This window comes from Streptomyces albicerus (genome assembly GCF_008905045.1).
GTDB lineage: Bacteria > Actinomycetota > Actinomycetes > Streptomycetales > Streptomycetaceae > Streptomyces > Streptomyces albicerus.
In genome coordinates this window covers 13,394-27,570 of record NZ_VWMY01000064.1, presented here as the reverse complement: position 1 = coordinate 27,570, position 14,177 = coordinate 13,394, and the positions used below count along the sequence as shown (strand labels likewise).

Annotated in this window: 13 protein-coding genes; 10 read left to right on the top strand and 3 right to left on the bottom strand. The window is 70.4% G+C overall.

The features are described from left to right. Positions 1–348 precede the first annotated feature (348 nt). Positions 349–1,326, bottom strand: coding sequence for a DUF3068 domain-containing protein (locus GAS53_RS42280; RefSeq protein WP_151483092.1), 978 nt, complete (start codon positions 1,324–1,326; stop codon positions 349–351). A gap of 232 nt (positions 1,327–1,558) precedes the next feature. Between GAS53_RS42280 and GAS53_RS55575 the strand changes: the two genes are divergently transcribed. From GAS53_RS55575 to GAS53_RS42245, 8 genes are all read left to right on the top strand, one after another. Further along, positions 1,559–1,711: a hypothetical protein gene (locus GAS53_RS55575; RefSeq protein WP_192583513.1), complete on the top strand. Its 153-nt coding sequence runs from the start codon at positions 1,559–1,561 to the stop codon at positions 1,709–1,711. Between the two features lie 2 nt (positions 1,712–1,713). Beyond that, positions 1,714–2,955, top strand: coding sequence for a PucR family transcriptional regulator (locus GAS53_RS42275; protein WP_151483091.1), 1,242 nt, complete (start codon positions 1,714–1,716; stop codon positions 2,953–2,955). A 177-nt stretch (positions 2,956–3,132) separates the two neighbouring features. Next, positions 3,133–3,906: an IclR family transcriptional regulator gene (locus tag GAS53_RS42270; RefSeq protein ID WP_151483090.1), complete on the top strand. Its 774-nt coding sequence runs from the start codon at positions 3,133–3,135 to the stop codon at positions 3,904–3,906. After that, a complete protein-coding gene (locus GAS53_RS42265) occupies positions 3,903–4,775 on the top strand; it encodes an SMP-30/gluconolactonase/LRE family protein (RefSeq protein WP_151483089.1) in 873 nt (290 codons plus the stop codon). Before GAS53_RS42270 ends, GAS53_RS42265 begins: the two co-directional genes overlap by 4 nt. 408 nt (positions 4,776–5,183) lie before the next feature. Further along, the gene (arfA, locus tag GAS53_RS42260; protein WP_151483088.1) at positions 5,184–6,695 is read left to right on the top strand and encodes an arabinosylfuranosidase ArfA; all 1,512 of its coding nucleotides are present in this window, start codon (positions 5,184–5,186) and stop codon (positions 6,693–6,695) included. A 119-nt stretch (positions 6,696–6,814) separates the two neighbouring features. Continuing rightward, complete coding sequence (locus GAS53_RS42255) at positions 6,815–8,170, top strand: extracellular solute-binding protein (RefSeq protein WP_151483087.1); 1,356 nt, start codon at positions 6,815–6,817, stop codon at positions 8,168–8,170. Continuing rightward, a complete protein-coding gene (locus tag GAS53_RS42250; protein ID WP_151483086.1) occupies positions 8,167–9,117 on the top strand; it encodes a carbohydrate ABC transporter permease in 951 nt (316 codons plus the stop codon). The genes GAS53_RS42255 and GAS53_RS42250 overlap by 4 nt, the downstream gene beginning before the upstream one ends. A gap of 26 nt (positions 9,118–9,143) precedes the next feature. Then, positions 9,144–10,001, top strand: a complete 858-nt coding sequence (locus tag GAS53_RS42245) for a carbohydrate ABC transporter permease (protein ID WP_192583512.1) — start codon at positions 9,144–9,146, stop codon at positions 9,999–10,001. A gap of 171 nt (positions 10,002–10,172) precedes the next feature. Here the strand turns inward: GAS53_RS42245 and GAS53_RS42240 are convergent, their stop codons facing one another. Both GAS53_RS42240 and GAS53_RS42235 read right to left on the bottom strand, forming a co-directional pair. Next, a complete protein-coding gene (locus GAS53_RS42240) occupies positions 10,173–11,702 on the bottom strand; it encodes a helix-turn-helix domain-containing protein (protein ID WP_225859423.1) in 1,530 nt (509 codons plus the stop codon). A 102-nt stretch (positions 11,703–11,804) separates the two neighbouring features. After that, entirely contained in the window at positions 11,805–12,710 is a 906-nt protein-coding gene (locus tag GAS53_RS42235) for a LysR family transcriptional regulator (protein WP_151483084.1), read from the bottom strand. A 123-nt stretch (positions 12,711–12,833) separates the two neighbouring features. On the opposite strand from GAS53_RS42235, the gene GAS53_RS42230 reads away from it, so the two are divergent. Both GAS53_RS42230 and GAS53_RS42225 read left to right on the top strand, forming a co-directional pair. Beyond that, the gene (locus GAS53_RS42230; RefSeq protein WP_151483083.1) at positions 12,834–13,085 is read left to right on the top strand and encodes a hypothetical protein; all 252 of its coding nucleotides are present in this window, start codon (positions 12,834–12,836) and stop codon (positions 13,083–13,085) included. After that, complete coding sequence (locus tag GAS53_RS42225) at positions 13,082–13,966, top strand: arginase family protein (RefSeq protein ID WP_151483082.1); 885 nt, start codon at positions 13,082–13,084, stop codon at positions 13,964–13,966. The genes GAS53_RS42230 and GAS53_RS42225 overlap by 4 nt, the downstream gene beginning before the upstream one ends. Positions 13,967–14,177: the final 211 nt, after the last annotated feature.

Here is a 14,177-nt window from a genome sequence, read left to right as displayed (position 1 = left end):
GCTCGGTGCGGGTTGCTTTCGAGGGTCTCCCGGTGCGGATCGGTCGAGGTCGAGGTGTGGACATGTCAGTTGTCGCGGTGCGGGGCGGGGTGCCCTGCGTGTTCCGTGTCCCCGCGGAGCGAATACGTATCGATCCGGAGGGGACTCGCGGTGCGGGAGTCCTGAGGTTCCCGCGCAGCGAATCCGTATGGATCTGTGGATCTGCGGATCTGTGGGGGTGATGAGGGCCGGCTGTGATGGGGATGTGGTCGGGCTGTGTTCGGGTGGGGTGGATAGTTTTCGCCCGCTGGTTCGATGCTGCTACTCACCGAAGTGACAATTTCGGGGCTTTATCGAGCTGACGTCTCATCACATTGTGAGCGGCTGCTGGGAGCTCTCGGACGTATCGGGATGCGGACGCCCGCGTACGACCAAAACGACCCCCACAAGTGCGAGGACGAAGCCCGCCACACCAGCCCCGACCGGCAACGTCTTCCCCACCATGCGCAGCTGACCGCTGTCGGTCTTGGCCTGGTCCACGGCGGCTTTCTGCGTGGCCGTGGTGAAAGCCACCTTCTCGGCGTCCAGGAGCACCGCGGCGTCCTTCTCGCCGCCGGGAGCGCGCAGCGTCCGGCGCGGGCCGGTCTGCGCGTAGAGCACCCGGCCGGTGCTCTGGTCGACGACCAGCTCGACGCCGTGGTTGGCGTACCACTCCTCGGCGAGCACGTCGCCGCGCTCGGGCTCACCGATGATCGCGCCCGGCACCAGCCGGGTCCCGGTCTTGGCGGCGGGGACGGTTCCGGTGAAGCGGTAACCCTCGTACCCGTGGATCTTCTTGACACCGCGGTAACGCAGAGTGACCGTGTTCCCGAGGGTGTTGTCCCACCAGCGGTACGAGCGTTTCTGCACGTCGAAGGGGAACTTGAGGTAGGCCTCGCCCTCGATGTAGGGCTTCTCCTCGCAGCAGTGCACCGGCTGGTTGGTCCTACGGTCGGTGACATACCGGTGCGGTGTGAAGTCCAGTGCGTCGTGCGGGTCGGCCGCGGGCAGCGTCTTGTTCGTGTCGACCGTGGTCGTCACGTCCCAGACCGCCCTCCCGCTGCGCTCGCTGTCGGAGACGTCGCCGCGCACCCGCTGGGTGATGGTGATCGGCGTGTCGGGCACGGTCTCGACTTTGTCGACGTCGAAGACGCTGCCCGCGCCCTTGTAGATCGCGGTCGTGTCGATGTCGATGGGGTTCACGGCGGCCCGCGGCTGCACGTACCACGCCAGCATCGGAGCCAGTACGAGGAGAAAGATGCCGAGGCCCAGCAGGATCAGTGAGAGAGGTGAGGCTGTCCGGCGCATCCGGGCACTCCAGGGGCTCGTGGTGACACGGCACGGGGGTGTGCCGGCACGGTGGGGGAGGGTGCACGTGCGGTATGGGCCGGGAACCGTAGGCGCACCCTTGACGAAGTGTCAATGCGTTGTCGAGACTGGGGCTCGCCGGACGGGGCCGGTGAACAGGGCTGGGACCCGCGAGCCGTAAGCGTGGGTGCACCGGGGTGGGGACGACCTCCGACAGAGAGGCTGACCCACGATGCCCAGACTGCTCGCCGCCCTGCTGACCGTCGCGGCCGCCGCCGTGCTCGCCGTGGGCGCCGCCCTCGGTATCGTCGCGTTGCTCAACGCGACGCCCGACCAGCCGAACACGCCGCTCGTCACCTATGAGACGGCCGGCCAGGAGCGCTGACCATGGCCCTTCGCCAGGGACCCGTCACCGTGCGCTCGGCCTGGCACGACGTGCCGCGCCTCCAGGTGCGGCAGTTCGCGGCGCTCGCCATGGCCGAGGCACCCGTGCTCGCCGAGGAGATCCTTCAGGAGATACGTCGCGAATACCCCCACCTGCCCGTTGTGCTCGACGACTCCGGCGAGCCGATGGCGCTGATCGGGATCCGCCGGGCCATCGAGGTGTTCGTCCAGCACCTGGAGACCGCCGAGGGCCGCCCGCGCGTCCACCCCGAGGTGTTCCAGGAGTTCGGCCGCGGCGAGGGCCTGCACGGCCGCAGCCTCGACTCGCTCCAGGCGATCTACCGGCTCGGCGTACGGCTCGCCTGGCGCCGCTTCGCCGAGATCGGGCAGCGCGTGGACATCCCGCCGCCCGCGATGTACGAGCTGGTCGACGCCGGATACGAGTACCTGGACGGCCTCGTCGACCAGTCCGTACGCGGTTACGCCGAGGCCGCCGCCCGGCAGGCCGGGGAGCGCCTGCGCCTGCAACGCCGGCTGATGGAGCTGCTGCTCGCCGAGCACCACCGGGGCGACCCGGCCGAGGCGCTCTCCGAGCGGGCCGCCCGGATCGGCTGGCCGCTGCCCGGCAAGGTCGCGGTGGGCGTGCTGCTGCGGCCAGCCCGGGAGGCCGTCGCTCCCGCCGTGGGACAGGGCGTACTGCTGGACATGGAGTGCGAGCAGCCCCGGATGGTCGTGCCCGAGCCGGACGCCGCCGGGCGCCCGGAACTGCTGCACCGGGCGCTCACGGGCTGGGCGGGCGCGATCGGCCCGCCCGTGCCGCTGAACGACGCGGCGAAGTCGCTGCGCTGGGCCGAGGCGGCGGTACGCCTCATGGAGCGGGGGCTGCTGCCGCCGGGTGAGGTGCTGTACTGCACCGAGCACACGGAGGCCCTGGTCCTGCTGCAGCCCGAGGAACTGATCGACGACCTGGCGCTGCGATGCCTGGAACCGCTCGCCCACTGCGGTCCCACGCACGGGCGCCGGCTCGCGGAGACACTGCTGGCCTGGCTGGAGACGCGGGGCGGGGCGCCCGAGGTGGCCGCCCGGCTCGGGGTCCACCCGCAGACCGTGCGATATCGCCTTCGGCAGATCCGCGAGCTCTGGGGCGACGAGATCGATGATCCGGACCGCCGCTTCGAGCTGGAGCTGGTGCTGCGGGCTCAGCGGCTTCGGGGGGAGCTGGGAGACCCTCGCGCCCGGCGCTGACGGTCTTTTTCGCGCCCACCCACCCGTGACGGCCGCCCGCCCACCCGCGACGGCCGTTCACTCGCCGGTTACGGCCGTTGTCGCAAGGCCATTGCCCGCCCGTAACCACTATGAGTAGCCTGTGTTCGCTATGCCGATCGTCTGTTGAAATTTCGAACACAAGGGAGGGGGCCAGTTGTGGGACGCCTAGTACCTGCCGTAACCAGGGCTCTCGACATACTCGAGCTCTTCCTCGACGGGGACGGCACGCTCTCCGCCCCCGACATCGTGCGCAAGCTCCAGCTGCCGCGCACCACCGTGCATGAACTGGTGACGACACTTGCCGCCCGTTCGTACATCACGCCCGTACCGGGTCAGCCGGGACGTTACCGGCTCGGCGTGCGCCCGTACCAGCTCGGGAGCCGATACTCCGAGCAGCTGGACCTCGCGGCCGAGGGCCAGCAGGTCGCCCGGTCCGTCGCGGAGACCTGCGATGAGACCGTGCACGTGGCGATCCTGGAGGGCACGGACGTCATCTACATCGCCAAGGTCGACTCCACGCACGCGGTGCGCATGGTGTCCGCCGCGGGCCGCCGGCTGCCCGCCCACTGCACCTCCGTGGGCAAGATGCTGCTCGCCTCGCTCCCCGACCCCGAGCTGACCGCGCGGATCCCCGACGACGCCGACCTGGTCAGGATGACGCCGAACAGCATCACCGACCCGGCCGCCCTGCGCGAGGCCCTCACCGAGATCCGCGCCCGCGGCGTCGCGGTGGAGAGCCGGGAGTCGAACCCCGACGTCAGCTGTGTCGCCGCGCCGGTGCGCGACCGCACGGGCCAGGTCGTGGCCGCGCTCTCCATCTCCGTGCCGATGATCCGCTGGAGCGACGAGCGCCGCACCGAGCTGGAGCAGCTCGCCGCGAAGGGCGCCGCCGAGCTGTCGGAGCGGCTCGGCCACCGGAGCGTGGGATGACGTACACGTACGAGGTGGCCGTCCGCGCGGCGGCGGCCCTGGGCGAAGGCCCCACATGGGACGCCGAGGCCCAGCGGCTGATCTGGATCGACATCCTCGGGTCCAGGGTCCACACGTACGACCCGGTCTCCGGCCGCCGCACGGTCATGGCCACCGAGCAGCACGTGGGCGCCGCGAAGCCGCGCGTGGGCGGGGGCCTGGTCGTCAACCTCCGTGACGGCGTGGGGCTCTACGGTCCGGACGGTCCGGGCTCCGAAGGCGGCTTCGAAAGCTTTCGGTGGCTGCACCGGGAGGTCGTCCCCGGCCGCCGCGCCAACGACGCGGCGGTCGCGCCCGACGGCTCCCTCTGGGCGGGCACCATGCGCTACGACGAGGCGCCGGGCGGCGGCACCCTCTCCCGTATCGCGCCCGACGGCACGGTCGAGACGGTCCTCGACGACGTGGCGGTGAGCAACGGCACGGGCTGGAGCCCCGACGGCCGCCTGATGTACTACATCGACTCACCGACGCGCCGTGTCGACGTCTTCGACTTCGACGGCCGGCAGGTCACCAACCGGCGGCAGTTGGCGATCATCGGGGAGGACGCGGGTTTCCCCGACGGCCTCACCGTCGACGCCGAGGGCTGCGTCTGGGTCGCGCTCTGGGACGGCGGCGCGGTCCGCCGCTACACGCCGTCCGGCGAGCTGGACCGGGTTGTGGAGCTCCCCACCATCCGTCCCACGGCCTGCGCCTTCGGCGGCCCGGACCTGACCGACCTCTACATCACCACGGCCCGCACGGGCCTGGACGCCCCGCACCCGCTCTCGGGCTCGGTACTGGTGATTCCGGGCGCGGGGAAGGGACTCGCGCAGCCGGCGTTCGCGGGCTGACAGCCCAGTGAGGTGACGGGTTCGACGCGGCGTGCCCGACGCCGCGTCGACCCCGTATTCATGCCCTCGACCCCACACTCCTGCCCTGACCCCGTGGTCATGCCCTCGGGCCTCTCGCCCTGCTTTCGAAACTCTCGAATCTTGCGTTGCCCATTGACGCGGAAGCGCTCCGATTTTACGGTCCGTTCGAAGTTACGAGCATGATCCGTTATGTCGAACGGTAGGCGGGTATATGGGACGACCTGTCCTGAATCGCAGGCAACTGCTCACCGGAGTGGGCGGGTTGACCGTCGCGGGGAGCTTCGGGTTCGCGGCGCTGGGACATGCGGCTTCGCCGCGTGGGCTCGACCGGCCCAAGGCGACCCGCAGTAGCCAATGAATCAGAACCACCCTCCCCGAAAGGCGCCCATGCACACCGCCCGCTTCACCCTCGACCCCGCCTTCACCATCGGCAAGGTCAATCCCCGACTCTTCGGATCCTTCGTCGAACACCTCGGCCGCTGCGTCTACACCGGCATCTTCGAGCCCGGCCACCCCGCCGCCGACGAAGCGGGCCTGCGCACGGACGTCCTGGAACTCGTCCGCGAACTCGGCGTCACCGCCGTCCGCTACCCCGGCGGCAACTTCGTCTCCGGCTACAAGTGGGAGGACTCGGTCGGACCCGCCGAGGAGCGGCCCCGCCGGCTCGACCTCGCCTGGCGGTCGACGGAGACCAACCGCTTCGGCCTCTCCGAGTACATCGCCTTCCTGAAGAAGATCGGCCCGCAGGCCGAGCCGATGATGGCGGTCAACCTCGGGACCAGGGGAGTGGCGGAGGCCCTGGAACTCCAGGAGTACGCCAACCACCCCTCCGGCACGGCCCTTTCGGACCAGCGGGCCGCACACGGCGACAAGGATCCGTTCGGCATCAAACTGTGGTGCCTCGGGAACGAGATGGACGGGCCCTGGCAGACCGGCCACAAGACCGCCGAGGAGTACGGCCGCATCGCCGCCGAGACCGCGCGCGCCATGCGCCAGATCGACCCCTCCGTCGAGCTGGTCGCCTGCGGCTCCTCCAGCCAGGGCATGCCGACGTTCGCCGAGTGGGAGGCGACGGTCCTGGCGGAGACGTACGACCTCGTCGACTACGTCTCGCTGCACGCCTACTACTGGCCGACCGACGGCGACCTCGACTCCTTCCTCGCCTCCGCCGTCGACATGGAGTCCTTCATCGAGAACGTCGTCGCGACCTGCGACCACGTGGGCGCGAAGCTCAAGTCCAAGAAGAAGATCAACCTCTCCTTCGACGAGTGGAACGTCTGGTACCTGAACGAGTGGGAGGAGTCCGCCAAGTCCGACCCGCTGGACTGGCCGGAGGCCCCGCGACTGCTCGAGGACAACTACAGCGTGATGGACGCGGTCGTCTTCGGCTCGCTCCTCATCGCCCTGCTGCGGCACGCGGACCGTGTCACCGTCGCCTGCCTCGCTCAGCTCGTCAACGTCATCGCGCCGATCATGACCGAGCCGGGCGGCCCGGCCTGGCGGCAGACGACGTTCTTCCCGTTCGCACAGGCCTCGCGGTACGGGCGCGGCCAGGTCCTCGACGTACGGGTGGACTCGCCGACGTACGAGACGAAGAAGTACGGCGAGACGGACCTGCTGCACGCCACGGCCGTGCGCGGCGAGGACGGCTCGGTCACCGTCTTCGCGGTCAACCGCAGCCGGACGGAGGCGCTGCCGCTGGAGGTGGCCCTCGGCTCGCTCGGCCTGACGACGGTCGTCGAGCACAGCGCCGTCGCCGACGCGGACCCCGAGGCCCGTAACACGCTCGACGATCCCGAGCGCGTCGTACCGCACGAGGTCACGGGCACGACCCTCCAGGACGGCACGCTCGGCGCCACGCTGGAGCCGCTGTCCTGGAACATGATCCGGCTCGGCTGATCTCGACCCGACCCGCAGGGAAAGCTTGCGCGAACCGTTGACGCGCAAGCGCTTCGAATCTACGGTCCGTCCGAAGTTGCGGGCAAGGTTCGGGATTTCGGACAATTGAGGGATGGGCCGTGAACGATGAACGATATGAACCACGCCTGACCAGAAGGAAGTTGATCGCCGCCACCGGGGCCGCCGCGAGCGCCGTGGCCCTGGGAGCCGCAGGATGCGCCGCACCCTCCTTCGGGGCCGAGGGCAGGACCCGACTGCGGTACTGGCACCTCTTCGGCGGCGGCGACGGCGCCAACATGACCGCGCTGGTCGACGCGTTCGCCAAGGAGCACACCGGGATCGAGTTAGAGGCGACCCAGCTCCAGTGGGGCACCCCGTACTACACGAAGCTCGGCATGGCGGGGGCCGGCGGGCGGGCGCCCGAGGTCGCGGTGCTCCACCTGGCCAGGCTCGCGGGCTTCGGTCCCGGCCGGCTGCTTGACCCCTTCGACCTGGACCGGCTGAGCGAACTGGGCGTCGGGGCCGACCAGTTCCCCGAGGAGATCTTCAAGCGCGGCGCGGTGGACGGGAAGCAGTACGCGATCCCGCTCGACACCCACCCCATGGTGCTCTACTACAACACCGACGTCTGCGAGAAGGCCGGGCTGCTCGGCGACGGCGGGAAGCTCCAACCAATCTCCAGCGCACGGGAGTTCACGGACGCCCTGCGTGCCGCGAAGAAGGTCACGGGCGTGCCCGCGGTGACCGCCGAGACGACCGGACCGGACTGCATCACGCCCTGGCGGCTGTTCGCCACCTTCTACTCCCAGATGGGCGGCACGGTCCTGTCGGCGGACGGCAGGCGCCTCACGCTCGACGACGCGAAGGCCATGGAGGTGCTCGACTTCATGGCCGGGCTCACGACGGACGGACTGATGGTGCGGCGCGTCGACTACCCCGGTTCCATCGGTGTGTTCAACGCCGGCAAGACCGCCTTCCACCTCAACGGCGAGTGGGAGGTCTCCACCTTCACCGCCGCGAAGCTGCCCTTCTCCATGACCCGCGTGCCCGCGCTCTTCGGGCGCCCCACCGCCCAGGCCGACTGCCACTCCTTCGTGCTCCCGCACCAGGAGGGCCGCTCGGAGGCGGCGACCGAGGCGGCCCACGCCTTCGTCGCCTGGATGCTCCAGCACTCCGTGGACTGGGCCAAGGGCGGCCACGTACCCGCGTATCTGCCGACCCTCGAGGACCCGGCCTATCTGGAGCTCGAGCCGCAGTCCGAGTACCGGTCCGTCATCGACGACGTGGCGCTCGACCAGCCCGCCTGGTTCGCGGGCTCCGCCTCGCAGATGTGGATCCAGCTCGGGGCGGTCTTCTCGGGCGTGCTCACCGGATCGCGTACGCCGTCCAACGCCCTGCGCGAGGCCAAGAAACGGCTGCGGAAGCTGCTCGACACCCCCGACCCCCTGGGCAGCGCAGGAGGTGGTGCCGCGTGACCACGACGCCCACGTCCACCGTCCCGGCCCCGGTCCCGGCGAAGCAACCGGCGGCGAGGCCTGTCACCGTCCGCCGCAAGTGGACCGAGCACGGCCTGGTGTTCATCGCCCCCTTCTTCCTGACGTACGCGCTCTTCCTCCTCTGGCCGCTGGTCTCCGGCATCGGCATGAGCCTGCGCAGCGACAACATCACCGGCGAGGGAGGGGAGTTCGTCGGCTTCGACAACTACGCCGAGGCTCTCCAGGATCCGAATGTCTGGTCGTCTCTCTGGAACACCATCTGGTTCACGATCCTGTCCACGGTGCCGCTGGTGCTGACCGGCCTGGTCATGGCCCTGCTCTCGCACCACCTCCGCTTCGTCCAATGGCTGTGGCGGCTCTCGTGGTTCGCGCCGTTCCTGCTGCCGTCCGGCGTGATCGGGCTGCTCTTCCTCTGGGTGATCTACCCGTCCGACTTCGGCTTCGCGGACCAGCTGCTCGCCTGGTTCGGCCTGCACCCGGGCATCGGCTGGCTGACGGACGAGCGGTACGCGATGCTCTCGATCGTCCTCGCCACAGTGTGGTGGACGGTCGGCTTCAACTTCCTCCTCTACCTCGCGGCGTTGCAGTCCATCCCCCAACACCTCTACGAGGCCGCGGAGTTGGACGGGGCGGGCGCCTGGCACCGCCTGCGCCACATCACGATCCCCATGCTCCGCCGCACGACCGGAGTCGTCCTGGTCCTCCAGATCCTGGCCTCCCTGAAGATCTTCGACCAGGTGTACATCATGACCGGCGGCGGCCCCGACGACTCGACCCGCCCGATCCTCCAGTACGTCTACCAGTCCGGGTTCACGGGTTACCGCATCGGCTACGCGTCGGCGGTCTCGTACCTCTTCTTCGCACTGATCGTGATCGTGTCGCTGGTGCAGCTGAGGCTGTCGCAGCGGAAGGGGGAGTCGGCATGAGCGCGATGACTGACAGGAGAGTCCGTATGAGCAGCGCTCTGACCGACGAGGGCCGCAAGGCGCGCTGGACGCCGGGCCGCTTCGTGGTACTGGCCGCGGCCTTGCTGCTGGCCGTCGTCTGGGTGCTCCCGCTCGCCTGGGCGCTGGCGACCTCCTTCAAGCCGGAGGGCGAGGCGACGAAGACCCCGCTGCACTGGCTGGGCTCGCAGTTCACTTTCGACGCGTACCGGAAGGTGTGGGAAGCGGGGGACATCGGCCGTTGGATGTTCAACACGGCGTACATCTCCGTCATGACGACGATCCTGACGGTCCTCCTCTGCGCCATGGCCGCGTACGGCTTCTCGCGCACCGAGTTCCGCGGCCGCAAGGTGCTGTACGCAGTGGTCCTCGGCGGAATCATGGTCCCGCCGCAGGTCCTGATGGCGCCGCTGTTCGCGGAGATGGTCCAACTCGGCCTCGTCGACACGTACTGGGGTGTGATCCTTCCCCAAGTGGCCGTCCCCGCCATGGTGTTCATCCTGGTCAAGTTCTTCGACGGCGTCCCCCGCGAACTGGAGGAGGCGGCCTTCGTCGACGGAGCCGGCCGCTGGCGCGTCTTCTGGACGATCGTGATGCCGCTGTCCCGCCCGGTCCTGGCGGCGGTGGGCATCTTCACCTTCATCTCGACCTGGAACAACTTCCTCTGGCCGTTCCTGGTGACGACCGACCCGAACGGTATGACGCTGCCGGTCGGCCTGGTCAACGTCCAGACGTCCTACGGGCTCCGGTACGAGCAGATGATGGCGTCGGTGGTCATCGCCGGGCTTCCGCTGCTGGTCGTGTTCGTGCTGTTCCAGCGGCAGATCGTGCGAGGGGTGGCCCATACGGGGCTGGCGGGAGGCTGAGGGGGCGGTTGAGAGGGCGGCTGCATGCCGGCCCCGGCCGGTCGTGTCCGTGCGGCGGAGCCGCATCGACCACAGCTCCGCGCTCTGTGCGGGGCGCGGCGAATGGCCTCCCCCGTTGACCATTCGCCGCGGCACCGACTGGTCGGGCCCCCCAGCCCGTCCAGGAGCACGTTAAGAGGCGACGTCCGCCGGGGACCACCGTGCACGGTGTTCAGATTCGGCCGCCGGGTGTGCACGGTGTGCAGCCGTCACGAGCAGGGCGTGGACGAGGTCGTGGACGCCCGAGCCGGTCGACAGAAGGTCGCGGTTGAGGAGGCGTTCGGCGGCGCGCAGGTGGGCGCGTACGGTGTTCCGGCTCAGGCCCAGGTGGGCGGCCGCCCGCTGGGCGTCGGTGTTGGCGTCGATCCACGCCTCGACGGTGAGGTGCAGGCTGGGGTGGCGCGTATCGCGGAGAGGGCGGAGGAAGGTCTCGGCCCATGTGGTGGCGGGGGCGATGCGAAGGAGTTCGCCCAGGGGCGGCGCGACGGGCCAGCCGGTTTCGGCGAGGTCGGACGGGAGGGCCGTGAGGGACAGGGCCAGGTCGAGCGTGGCGCGGGTGCGGACCTCCCCGAGGTCGACGCCCAGCGCCTCCTCCGCACGGCGGCAGTGGGCCACGACGGTCGTACGGCTGATGTGCAGCAGACGAGCCACGGCGGACCGGGGGAACGTCACGGCCAGGCGCGTGATGTCCACCGTCGGCTTGGGGACGGTGTGCAGGGGCGCCAGGAAGGCACGCGCCCAGGCGAGGGCCGGCCGGCGGGGCAGCAGGTGCACCAGAGAGGGCCTGCCCCGGTAGGCGGCCAGCCGCTCCGGGGAGTTGCGGGCGACGGCCAGGGCGTGCACGGCCTCGCCGTAGGCCTCACCCGTGGCGGCGAGCGGATGCGGCCCGCTGACGCCGAGCGCGTACGCGGGGTTCTCCCGGACCAGCCGGCGCAGCACCTCGCCGTGGAAACGGCCGCCGAGTTCCGCGTCCTCGGCGACAGGGCAGATCAGGTGCTCCTTGAACGCGGGGCAGTGCACCATGAGGCCCGCCCCGTGATAGCCCGAGGCGTCCAGGTAGGTCCTGGTCAGCACATCACGGTCGGCGGGCGGGCAGTGCAGCACGTAGACCCGTACGCGCTCCGCGTTCAGCAGCGGCGGGACACCTCCGGTGGTCATCCGCCGGGCCATCGTGACGTCGCCGGCCAGCAACGCGGTCAGGACCGCGAACCTCAGCTGCCGTGCCTTCTTGTCGTACCCGCGTGCGCTGTGGTCGGCCTCCGACGCCCGGCCCAGCAGGTCGAGGAGACCGCCGGCCTGGGACGCCAGCGCCGTCGCCTCCCGTGACAGCGCCGACGCGCCGGCGGTCACGAGCACCGGGCGCGGCTCGCGCGCGCCGAAGGCCTCGAGATGTACCTCCAGCTCGCCGACCTGGGTCGTGGCCGCGGCCAGCCGGCCACCGGCCAGACGCTCCACCTGATCCCTCAGCGCGCCCGCGAGCTTCCGGGGGAAGCCCGCCGTCGCCGCCTCGACCGCGCCCGTGCGCCCGATCCACGCGGCGTCGGCTCCGATCCGCCGGCCGAGCCACCCCAGCACCTCCGCCGGGGTCCCCTGCCGTCGCACCATGCGCAGCAGTTCATCGAGATCTTCGCCGAGTCCCCTCACCTCCACAGCCGCACTCACCTCCACAGCCGTACTCACCTTCCCGCGCCAACGCGACGATCGTCCCAAAACGGAACCCTAAATGCTGCTCCTGTCACGCCCACGATGCTGTTCCCGTCACGCTCAGGCCACCGCCGTCGGGGCCACTTCCCGCAGTTCGCCCAACGCCGCCGCGACGGCCGGGCGTTCGTGGCCGCCGGCGCGGGTGCAGGTGAGGAGTTTGCGGTGCGGGTCGCCGGTGCACCGTACGCGGGTGATCGGCAGGTGCGGGGTGAGATGGGCGAGCCGGGGGACGAGCGCGACGCCGAGACCCTGGGCGACGAGGTGGGCCATCACGTTCCAGTCCATCGCCTGGTGGACGACGTCGGGGGTGAAGCCGGCGGCGCCGCACGCCGAGAGGACGTGCGGGCGGCAGGGGCTGTCCCGGACCGGCGCGATCCAGTCTTCGCGCGCGGCCTCCGCGAGGTCGACCTTGCCGAGCCCCGCCAGTCGGTGCGTGTCGGGCACGACCAGGTCGAACGGGTCGTCCAGGAGCGGCTGTTGGTCGAAACGAGCGTCGCTGAGCGGCGGGTTGTGCGGGGTCGCCTCGACGATCGCCAGATCGATCTCGCCCTCGAAGAGCAGGTCGAAACTCTCCGGGACCCCCGCCTCCCGGATCCTGACCGCCAGCCGCGGATGGCGCTCGCGCAGATGGGCCGCCATCGGAGCGAGCAGCACCGAGATCGCCATCGGGAAGCCGCTCACCCGCAGCAGCCCGGCCGGGTCGCTGTGGTCGGCCCGCAGGTCGAGCTCGGCCAGCTCCCAGCGGGCCTGGATCGCGTCGGCGTGCATGAGCAGACTCCGGGCCGCCGGAGTGAGCCGTACGCCGCGGCCCTGCGGCTCCAGCAGATCGACGTCCAGCTCACGGGCGAGCTGGCGGACCTGCTGCGAGGCGGCGGACGTCGTGAGGTGCAGGGCGCGGGCGGCGGCGGTCACCGTGCCGTAGTGCTCGACGGCCCGCAGTACGTGAAGTCGCCGTAGGTCAATCATGAAGTCCACGCTTCAAGGTGAGGTCCAGAAAGTCAACCTGGACGTACACGAAGGTTCCGTTACACCCTGGCAGTGTCGCGCGACGGACCGACCGACCGACCACCCTGCACAAGGAGTTTGCAGATGATCAGCACAGCCCACGGCAGGCCCGACGGCGACGCGTGCCCGCACTGCGGATGGCCGGACCGCGCCGAACCCTTCCAGGTGGTGTCCCGGCACAACACCGCGGGCGGCCACACCGTGTGGACCCGCTGCGGATGCGGCTCGCTCCAGATGCGCGTCGTGGACGCCTGCGGCATGCGCGTCGTCTCGCGCAGCCGCCCCGCCGAGCAGGGGGCCGCCGATGTCCGTTCCGGGGCAGTATGGGTCACATGAGCGCGATGGAGGTCATCGAGGCACCGTCCGTACTGGGCCTGCGGCCGTCCGGCGTCCAGGAACTGCCGGAGGCACTGCTCGCCGCCGGCCTGCTGGACGGCCTCGGGGCGGTGCGGGCGGGAAGGATCGAGCCGACGGCGTACGACCCTCGCCAGGACGAGGCCACCGGGGTCCTCAATCCGTCCGGCATCGCCGACTACTCGGCCGGACTGGCCGACGCGGTCGGCGAGGTCCTCGCACGCGGCGGCTTCCCCCTCGTCCTCGGCGGCGACTGCAGCATCCTCCTCGGCAACCTCCTCGCCCTGCGCCGCCGGGGCCGGCACGGTCTGCTCTTCCTCGACGGCCACACCGACTTCTACCAGCCGTCGGCCGAGCCCACCGGCGAGGTCGCCTCCATGGAACTCGCCCTCGCCACGGGCCGCGGCCCCGCACTGCTCGCCGACCTGGAAGGCCGCGGCCCCCTGGTCCGCGACGAGGACGTCGTCGCCCTCGGCTTCCGGGACAGCGAGGAGTCGAGGGAGGCGGGCATGCAACCGTTGCCTCCGGCGGTTCACGCGGTCGACCTGGAAGCGGTACGGGTCCTCGGCGTTGCGGAGGCCGCGCGCCAGGCGGTGGATCGACTCACCTCCGGCGGGACCGCCGGTTACTGGGTCCACCTGGACGTGGACGTCCTGGACGACGACCTGATGCCGGCCGTCGACTACCGCCAGCCCGACGGCCTGACCTGGCAGGAACTGGAGACGATCCTGCGCACGGCCCTCGGTGACGACAGGGCGGTGGGCTTCGACGTCACGATCTTCAACCCGCGCCTGGACCCAGACGGGACCATCGCGGCGCGCCTGGCCGAGTGCCTGCGCGAGGTATTGCCGACGCCTTCCTAGCACCGGCCCACAACAGCGCCCCTTTAGGGGCGCGGGGAACTGCGCGACCAGCCCCCACCAACCCGCAGCCGCATCGAAACTTTTTCGACCCCTCACGTGACGCAAGAGGCTGCGCAAACCGTTGACGCGCAAGGGGTTCGATTCTACGTTCCCGTTCGAAGTAATGACCATCGTCCGGTATTTCGAACGCAGCCTCGAACTCCCCCCACTT

What these genes read in the sequence shown, in the direction of transcription:
- GAS53_RS42275 (WP_151483091.1), top strand. Translation starts at nt 1,714, where the DNA reads ATGGCCCTTCGCCAGGGACCCGTCACCGTGCGCTCGGCCTGGCACGAC.
- GAS53_RS42265 (WP_151483089.1), top strand. Translation starts at nt 3,903, where the DNA reads ATGACGTACACGTACGAGGTGGCCGTCCGCGCGGCGGCGGCCCTGGGC.
- GAS53_RS55575 (WP_192583513.1), top strand. Translation starts at nt 1,559, where the DNA reads ATGCCCAGACTGCTCGCCGCCCTGCTGACCGTCGCGGCCGCCGCCGTG.
- GAS53_RS42225 (WP_151483082.1), top strand. Translation starts at nt 13,082, where the DNA reads ATGAGCGCGATGGAGGTCATCGAGGCACCGTCCGTACTGGGCCTGCGG.
- GAS53_RS42280 (WP_151483092.1), bottom strand. Translation starts at nt 1,326, where the DNA reads ATGCGCCGGACAGCCTCACCTCTCTCACTGATCCTGCTGGGCCTCGGC.
- GAS53_RS42245 (WP_192583512.1), top strand. Translation starts at nt 9,144, where the DNA reads ATGAGCAGCGCTCTGACCGACGAGGGCCGCAAGGCGCGCTGGACGCCG.
- GAS53_RS42230 (WP_151483083.1), top strand. Translation starts at nt 12,834, where the DNA reads ATGATCAGCACAGCCCACGGCAGGCCCGACGGCGACGCGTGCCCGCAC.
- GAS53_RS42235 (WP_151483084.1), bottom strand. Translation starts at nt 12,710, where the DNA reads ATGATTGACCTACGGCGACTTCACGTACTGCGGGCCGTCGAGCACTAC.
- arfA (WP_151483088.1), top strand. Translation starts at nt 5,184, where the DNA reads ATGCACACCGCCCGCTTCACCCTCGACCCCGCCTTCACCATCGGCAAG.